Source organism: Terriglobales bacterium, from assembly GCA_035457425.1.
Lineage (GTDB): Bacteria > Acidobacteriota > Terriglobia > Terriglobales > Acidobacteriaceae > JACPNR01.
Map to the genome: position 1 here is coordinate 1 of DATIBR010000039.1, position 7,501 is coordinate 7,501.

Here is a 7,501-nt window from a genome sequence, read left to right on the forward strand (position 1 = left end):
GGTCGCGCTGATGCTGACTTATATTGTGCAACCGGTTTGGGTGAGGCGTGCGCCATCGGCCCGCACCGCGGAAGGGACGCGCCTGCGCGAGACCGTGGCTCGATTGGACGGATTTGCTCCGCGCGATCACGACCACGTCGAGAACCTGGATGCCGCCGCCAAGTTTCTCTCCGAACAAATGCGATCGGCAGGTGCCACGGTCGAAGTGCAGGAGTACAGAGTAGGCGCCCGGACGTATCGCAATGTGATCGGCAGCTTTGGCCCGGACCAGGGGGAGCGCCTAGTGGTGGGGGCGCACTACGACGTGTTCGGCGGCTTCAGCGGCGCGGATGACAACACGAGCGGCGTAGCGGCGCTCCTGGCGCTGGCGGAATCTCTTGGCAAGAAAGCGCCCGCGAAGAGAGTCGATCTAGTCGCTTACACGCTTGAGGAACCGCCTTACTTTCGGACGAAACAGATGGGTAGCTGGGTGCATGCCAACTCATTGCGAGACCAGGGCGTGAAGCTGGTTGCAATGATCTCGATCGAGATGGTTGGCTATTTCAGCGACAAGCCGGGCTCACAAAACTATCCTGCCCCCGGCATGGGCAGCCTATACGGCGATAGGGCAGACTTCATTGCTGTGGTCGGGAATGTCGAGGACCCAGGGACCGTGCGCAAGGTCAAGGCAGCGATGGCCGCCGCAGCAGACCTGCCCGTCAATTCCATCAACGCGCCGCGAAGCATCGAGGGGATCGACTTTTCCGACCACTCCAACTATTGGGACGCCGGATACCGTGCCGTGATGGTGACCGACACCTCGTTCTTTCGCAATCCGCACTACCATACCGCTGACGACCGCCCGGCGACCTTGGACTACGACCGCATGGCGGTTGTGGTCCAGCAGCTCGAGGCGGCTGTTCGCGCCCTGGCGCGGTGAATCTCGGTCTCGCGCCATTGTCCCGCAAGGTCTATATTGTTAGGTTTCACGCTGCTGCAAGGACTTTGCCGTGCTGTGCGCGGCTTCGGGGAGACGCTCGCGATGCACTCGCTCTTCAACTCGCTGCAAGACTTCGACGTCGCCAAGGGCAGGAAAGGGAAGCTCTACTCGCTGCCGCAGCTCGAGGCCGCCGGCGTGGGCAAGGTGTCGCGCCTGCCGGTGAGCATCCGCATCGTGCTGGAGTCGGTGCTACGGAACTGCGACGGCAAGTCGATCACCGAGAAGGACGTGAAGGCGCTCGCCGGCTGGCACCCGACGCATGAGCGCACCGAGGAGATCCCGTTCACCGTCGCCCGCGTCCTGCTGCAGGATTTCACCGGCGTGCCTCTGCTGGTGGACCTGGCGGCCATGCGCTCCGCCGCCGTCCGCATGGACAAAGACCCCGGGATCATCGAGCCGCTCGTGCCGGTCGACTTGGTCGTCGACCACTCCATCCAGGTGGATTTCTCCAACATCGAGGACGCGCTGCGCCAGAACATGGAGATGGAGTTCCGGCGCAACAACTCCCGCTATGAGTTCCTGAAGTGGGGCATGCAGGCGTTCAAGACGTTCAAGGTGGTGCCGCCGGGCGTGGGCATCTGTCACCAGGTCAACATGGAATACCTCGCGCAGGGCGTGCTGGAGCGCGAGGGCGTCTACTACCCCGACACGCTGGTCGGCACGGATTCGCACACCACGATGATCAACGCGATGGGCGTGGTGGCGTGGGGCGTCGGCGGCATCGAAGCGGAAGCGGCGATGCTGGGCCTGCCGGTGTACATCCTCACGCCCGACGTCGTCGGCGTGAACCTCACCGGCAAACTGCAGCCGGGCGTCACGGCTACCGACCTGGTGCTCACGCTGACCGAACTGCTGCGCAAGGAAAAGGTGGTCGGGAAGTTCGTGGAGTATTTCGGCGAGGGCGCGGTGTCGCTGCCCGTGACCGACCGCGCGGCCATCGCGAACATGGCGCCGGAGTACGGCGCGACGATGGGCTTCTTCCCGGTCGACGAGCAGACCATCCAGTACTACAAGTTCACCGGGCGCAGCGCCGAGCACTGCGATCTGGTGCGCGCGTACTACCAGGCGCAAGGCCTGTTCGGCATGCCGAAGAAGGGCGACATCGAGTACTCCAAGGTTCTCGACCTGGACCTCGCCGGGGTGCGCGCGAGCGTCGCCGGGCCGAAGCGCCCGCAGGACCGCATCACCCTCGACGCTCTCAAGGACAAGTGGACGCACCTGCTCCAGGCCCCCGTGAAGGACAACGGGTACGGCAAGGAGCCGCAGGAGGCGAACCGCAAATTCAGCGCGGAGATCGGCGTGCGCTATCCGCATCGCCCGGTCGTGGGCGGCGGCGAGCAGGCGACCGAGAGCTTGCCACACGGCTCGGGACTGGTGAGCGTCCGGAACACGGCCGTCGTGACCGAAGAAGAGATGATGAACAACCGCCCGACCCCCGATAGTGTGACCGGCCCGGGGCGATTGACGGAGGAGTTCCCGAAGCAGCGCGTGGACATCGGCCATGGCGAAGTCGTGATCGCAGCCATCACCTCGTGCACCAACACGTCCAACCCGAGCGTGATGCTGGCGGCGGGCCTGCTGGCGAAGAAGGCGGCGGAGCGCGGGATGAAGGTGAAGCCGACGGTAAAGGCGTCGCTCGCGCCCGGGTCGCGCGTCGTGACCGAGTACTACCGCAAGACCGGCCTCGACCGCTACCTCGACGAGCTCGGTTTTCGCCTGGTCGGATACGGGTGCACGACGTGCATCGGCAACTCCGGGCCACTCGACCCGGTGCTGGAGAACGTGATCTCCAAGAACGACGTGGTCGCCGCCAGCGTGCTGAGCGGCAACCGCAACTTCGAGGCGCGCGTGCACCAGGCGGTGAAAGCGAACTTCCTGATGTCCCCGCCGCTGGTGGTGGCGTTCGCGCTGGCCGGGCGCGTGGACATCGACCTCACCAAGGAGCCGCTAGGACAGGGCGCCGACGGCAAGGACGTCTTCCTGAAAGACATCTGGCCGGCGCCGCAGGAGATCGAGGCGCTGGTGGGCAGCGCGCGCGACCCCGAGACGTATCGCAAGATGTACGCGAACCTCGACAGCGTGAGCGACCTGTGGACGAAAGTGCAAAGCCCGACAGGGAAGACCTACGCCTGGAACCCGGACTCGACGTACATCCAGGACCCGCCCTACTTCGAGAAGTTCAGCATGACGCCGGAGCCGCCGCGGCCCATTCGCGGCGCGCGCCCGCTCGCCATCTTCGGCGATTCGGTCACGACCGACCACATCTCGCCCGCGGGCTCCATCAAGCCGACGTCGCCTGCCGGCCTCTACCTGCAGGACCGCGGCGTATCGGTGGCGGAGTTCAACAGCTACGGCTCGCGGCGCGGCAACGACCGCGTGATGGTGCGCGGGACGTTCGCCAACGTCCGCATCAAGAACCTGATGGCGCCGGGCACCGAGGGCGGCGTCACCATCCACTACCCCAGCGGCGAGAAGATGAGCATCTACGACGCCGCCATCAAGTACGACGGTTCGCACATCCCGCTCGTGATCCTGGCGGGCGCGGACTACGGCATGGGCAGCTCGCGCGACTGGGCGGCGAAGGGCACCGCGCTGCTCGGGGTGAAGGCCGTGATTGCGGCGAGCTTCGAGCGCATCCACCGCTCGAACCTGGTGGGGATGGGCGTGCTGCCGCTGCAGTTCGAGCAGGGCGCGACCGCAAGCTCACTCGGCCTGAAGGGCAGCGAGACCTTCGACATCGTGGGCGCGGACGAGATCAAGCCGCGCGCGCTGGCGAAGCTGGTCGTGCACCGCGACGACGGCGCGGACGTCGAAGTGCCGGTGCGGGTTCGCATCGACACGCCCATCGAGGTCGACATCTACAAGCACGGCGGCATCCTGCCGTTCGTGCTGCGGCAGATCATCGCGGCGTCGAAGTAGTGCGCTTTCCGCGTTGACAGCCTGCACTCGGCCGCTATCATAGTAAGCACTCACTTACATGAGAGTTGCCGCCACCGACCGCAAGCAGCAGATCCTCGACGTCGCCTCGTCGCTGTTCGCCCGCAAGGGCTTCCAGGGGACGACCACGCGCGAGATCGCAGCGCGCGCGCGCATGAACGAGGCCATCCTGTTCCGGCATTTCCCCTCGAAGGAGACCCTCTACTGGGCGGTGATCGACGACCGCTGCACGCGCTCGCATCGGCGCGAGAACCTGCAGGCGTCGCTCGACCTGCAGGCCTCGGACTTCGAGATCTTCCGCGTCATCGCCGAAGACATCCTGCAGCGCACCAAGGAGGACAAGGCGCGCACGCGGCTGCTGCTGTTCAGCGGGCTGGAGAACCACCGCCTGGCGCGCCGCTTCTTCCGCACCTACGTGGCACGCTACTACCAGTTGCTGGCCGCGCACATCGAGCGCCGCATTGCGGAAGGCGTGTTCCGTCGCGTGGACCCGATCCTGGCCGCGCGCAGCTTCATCGGGATGATCTTCTACCACATCCTGGTGCAGGAGCTGTTCGGCGGCGGCTTCTACCAGAAGTTCGATCCCGAGACGGTCAGCGCCGAGGTCGCCGACATCTGGCTGCACGGCGTGATGGCGCCGGATCGCCGAATCCCCGGGCACGCTCGCGCGTCTAAGAACGGGAATGGCGCGAAGCAGTCGCAGGCTCATAAGTCCAATGGTCATAAGAATGGGAGAAAGAACTAACTTGCCCTCATTGCGCGCACTCACGTCAGTCCTGCTATTGCTTTCGCTTGCGGCGCTCGTCGGGTGCACGCAGAAGGCCCAGACGGCCGCGCCCGCCCCGGCGGTTCCCGTGACCGTCGCCACCGCCGAGCAGAAGACCGTCCCGCTCACCGTCCGCGCCATCGGCGCCGTCGAAGCATTCTCGACCGTGGAAGTGAAATCGCAGGTCGCGGGCCAACTGGTCGCGGTCCATTTCACCGAAGGGCAGGACGTGAAGAAGGGGCAGCTGCTCTTCTCGCTCGACCGCCGTCCGTTCGAGGCCGCGCTCCAGCAGGCCGAGGGGCAGCTGGCGAAGTCGCAAGCGGAGATGGCGCAGGCCGAGGCCAACGCCGCCCGCTATGCCAGGCTCATGCAGGAAGGCGTGATCGCCCGCGAGCGCTACGAGCAGGAGCAGACCAACATGCAGGCCCTGCGCGCCACCGTCGACGCCAACCGCGCCGCGGTCGAGACCGCCCGCGTCCAGCTCGGGTACACGCAGATCTATGCGCCCATCGAGGGGCGCACCGGCAGCGTGCAGATCCACGCCGGCAACGTGGTGAAGGCGAACGAAGCGTCGCTCGTCGTCATCAACCAGTTACGGCCGATCTACGCACGCTTCTCGCTGCCCGAGCAGTTCCTGCCGGAAGTGAAGCAGCGTATCGCGCAGGGCAAGTTGAAGGTGGACGCGGTGGTTCCCAAGACCGACACCGCGACCTCCGCCGGCACGGTGAGCTTTGTGGACAACGCCGTGAACCGCGAGACCGGAACCATCGCGATGAAGGCGGAGTTCCGCAACGAAGACCGCCGGCTGTGGCCGGGGCAGTTTGTCGACGTGACATTGACGCTCTCCGAGCGCCCCAACGCCGTGCTGGTGCCGACGCAGGCCATCCAGACCGGCCAGCAGGGCCAGTTCGTCTTCGTGGTGAAGAGCGATAACACCGCCGAGACGCGGCCGGTGAAGGCCGGCGCCGCGGTCGACGACGACACCATCGTGGAGCAGGGGATCCAGGCGGGCGAGCGCGTGGTGACGGACGGCCAGCTGCGGCTGGCGCCCGGCACGCGGGTCGAGGTCAAGAACGCCACCGTCACGCCGGGGAGCGGCCAATGAACGTAGCCGAACTATTCGTCCGGCGGCCGGTCATGACCACGCTGGTCATGGCCGCCATCCTCATTTTTGGCGTGGTCGCCTATCGCGCCCTGCCGGTGAGCGACCTGCCGAACGTCGATTTCCCGACCATCAACGTGTCGGCGACGCTGCCGGGCGCGGCGCCGGAGACCATGGCGTCGGCGGTCGCGACCCCGCTCGAAAAACAGTTCTCGACCATCGCCGGCCTGGATTCGATGACCTCGTCGAACACGCTGGGCGGGACCTCGATCACGCTGCAGTTCGCGCTCGACCGCGACATCGACGCCGCTGCGCAGGACGTGCAGGCGATGATCGCCAAGGCGCAGCGCGACCTGCCGCAGGACATGCCGGCGCCACCTTCCTACCAGAAGGTGAACCCGGCCGACTCGCCGGTGCTCTATATGGCGCTTTCATCGCCCACGCTGCCGCTCTCGCAGGTGAACGAATACGCCGACACCATCCTTGGCCAGCGCATCTCGATGGTCTCGGGCGTGGCGCAGGTGCAGATCTTCGGCGCGCAGAAGTACGCGGTGCGCGCGCAGCTCGACCCGCGGGAGCTCGCCATCCGCGGCATGGGGGTGGATGAGGTCGTCAACGCCATCCGCAGCGGCAACGTGAACCTGCCGACCGGCACCGTCTACGGCAAGACCGAGGCGGCCACGGTGAAGGCGACGGGCCAGCTCAATGACGCCGCCTCCTACCGGCCGCTGGTCGTGGCCTACCGCGACGGCTCGCCGGTGCGGCTGGAAGAGCTCGGCCGCGTCATCGACAGCGTGGAGAACGACAAGATCGCGAGCTGGTTCAACGACGACCGGTCGATCACGCTCGCCATCCAGAAGCAGCCCGGGACCAACACCATAGCCGTGGTCGACGCCATCAAGGCCTTGCTGCCGACCATCCAGAAGCAGATGCCGGCGTCGGTGAAGCTGAACATCGTCTTCGACCGCTCGCAATCCATCCGCGAGTCGGTCAACGACGTGAAGTTCACGCTTCTGCTGACCATCGCGCTGGTCATCATGGTGATCTTCCTGTTCCTGCGGAACGTCTCCGCCACCATTATCCCGAGCCTGGCGCTGCCGATGTCGATCATCGGCACCTTCGCCATCATGTACCTGCTGGGATACAGCGTCGACAACCTGTCGCTGATGGCGCTCACGCTCTCGGTGGGTTTCGTGGTGGACGACGCCATTGTGATGCTGGAGAACATCGTGCGCCACATGGAAGCGGGCGAGAAGCCCTTCCAGGCCACGCTGCGCGGCGCGCGCGAGATCGGCTTCACCATCATCTCGATGACACTGTCGCTCGCGGCCGTGTTCATCCCGGTGCTGTTCATGGGCGGCATCCTCGGGCGGCTGCTGCACGAGTTCGCGGTCACCATCGGCGCGGCCATCCTCGTCTCGGGCTTCGTCTCGCTGACCTTGACGCCGATGTTGTGCAGCCGCTTCCTGAAGCCCACGGCAGAGCAGCACCATGGCAAGTTCTACCAGCGCTCGGAAGCGGTGTTCGATGCGGGCCTGGGCTTCTACGCACAGTCGCTGGGATTCGCGATGCGCCACCGCCTGGCCGTCATGGTCATCTCGGCCATCCTGCTGGTGGTCACCGCGGGCCTGTTCATGGTGGTGCCCAAGGGCTTCCTGCCGAACGAAGACATCGGGCAGATCCTCATCTTCACCGAGTCGGCGCAGGGAACGTCATT

Annotated in this window: 5 protein-coding genes; all 5 read left to right on the forward strand. The window is 65.8% G+C overall.

Translation table 11 applies throughout. The features are described 5' to 3' along the window. The coding region (locus tag VLA96_03140; protein HSE48183.1) for a M28 family peptidase at nucleotides 1–919 on the forward strand (919 nt) is incomplete at its 5' end. Between the two features lie 75 nt (nucleotides 920–994). After that, nucleotides 995–3,898, forward strand: coding sequence for an aconitate hydratase (locus VLA96_03145; GenBank protein HSE48184.1), 2,904 nt, complete (start codon nucleotides 995–997; stop codon nucleotides 3,896–3,898). Nucleotides 3,899–3,956: 58 nt separating this feature from the next. Beyond that, on the forward strand, nucleotides 3,957–4,661 hold the full coding sequence (locus VLA96_03150) for a TetR/AcrR family transcriptional regulator (protein ID HSE48185.1): 705 nt from the start codon (nucleotides 3,957–3,959) through the stop codon (nucleotides 4,659–4,661). Nucleotides 4,662–4,698: 37 nt separating this feature from the next. Next, nucleotides 4,699–5,787 carry an efflux RND transporter periplasmic adaptor subunit gene (locus VLA96_03155; protein ID HSE48186.1) on the forward strand — a complete coding sequence of 363 codons (1,089 nt, stop codon included), beginning with the start codon at nucleotides 4,699–4,701 and terminating at the stop codon, nucleotides 5,785–5,787. After that, on the forward strand, nucleotides 5,784–7,501 hold a 1,718-nt coding region (locus tag VLA96_03160), incomplete at its 3' end, for an efflux RND transporter permease subunit (protein HSE48187.1). The genes VLA96_03155 and VLA96_03160, both read left to right, overlap by 4 nt.

Bases quoted from the DNA above. Each gene is read 5' to 3' on its own strand.
- VLA96_03150 (HSE48185.1), top strand. From the start codon at position 3,957: ATGAGAGTTGCCGCCACCGACCGCAAGCAGCAGATCCTCGACGTCGCC.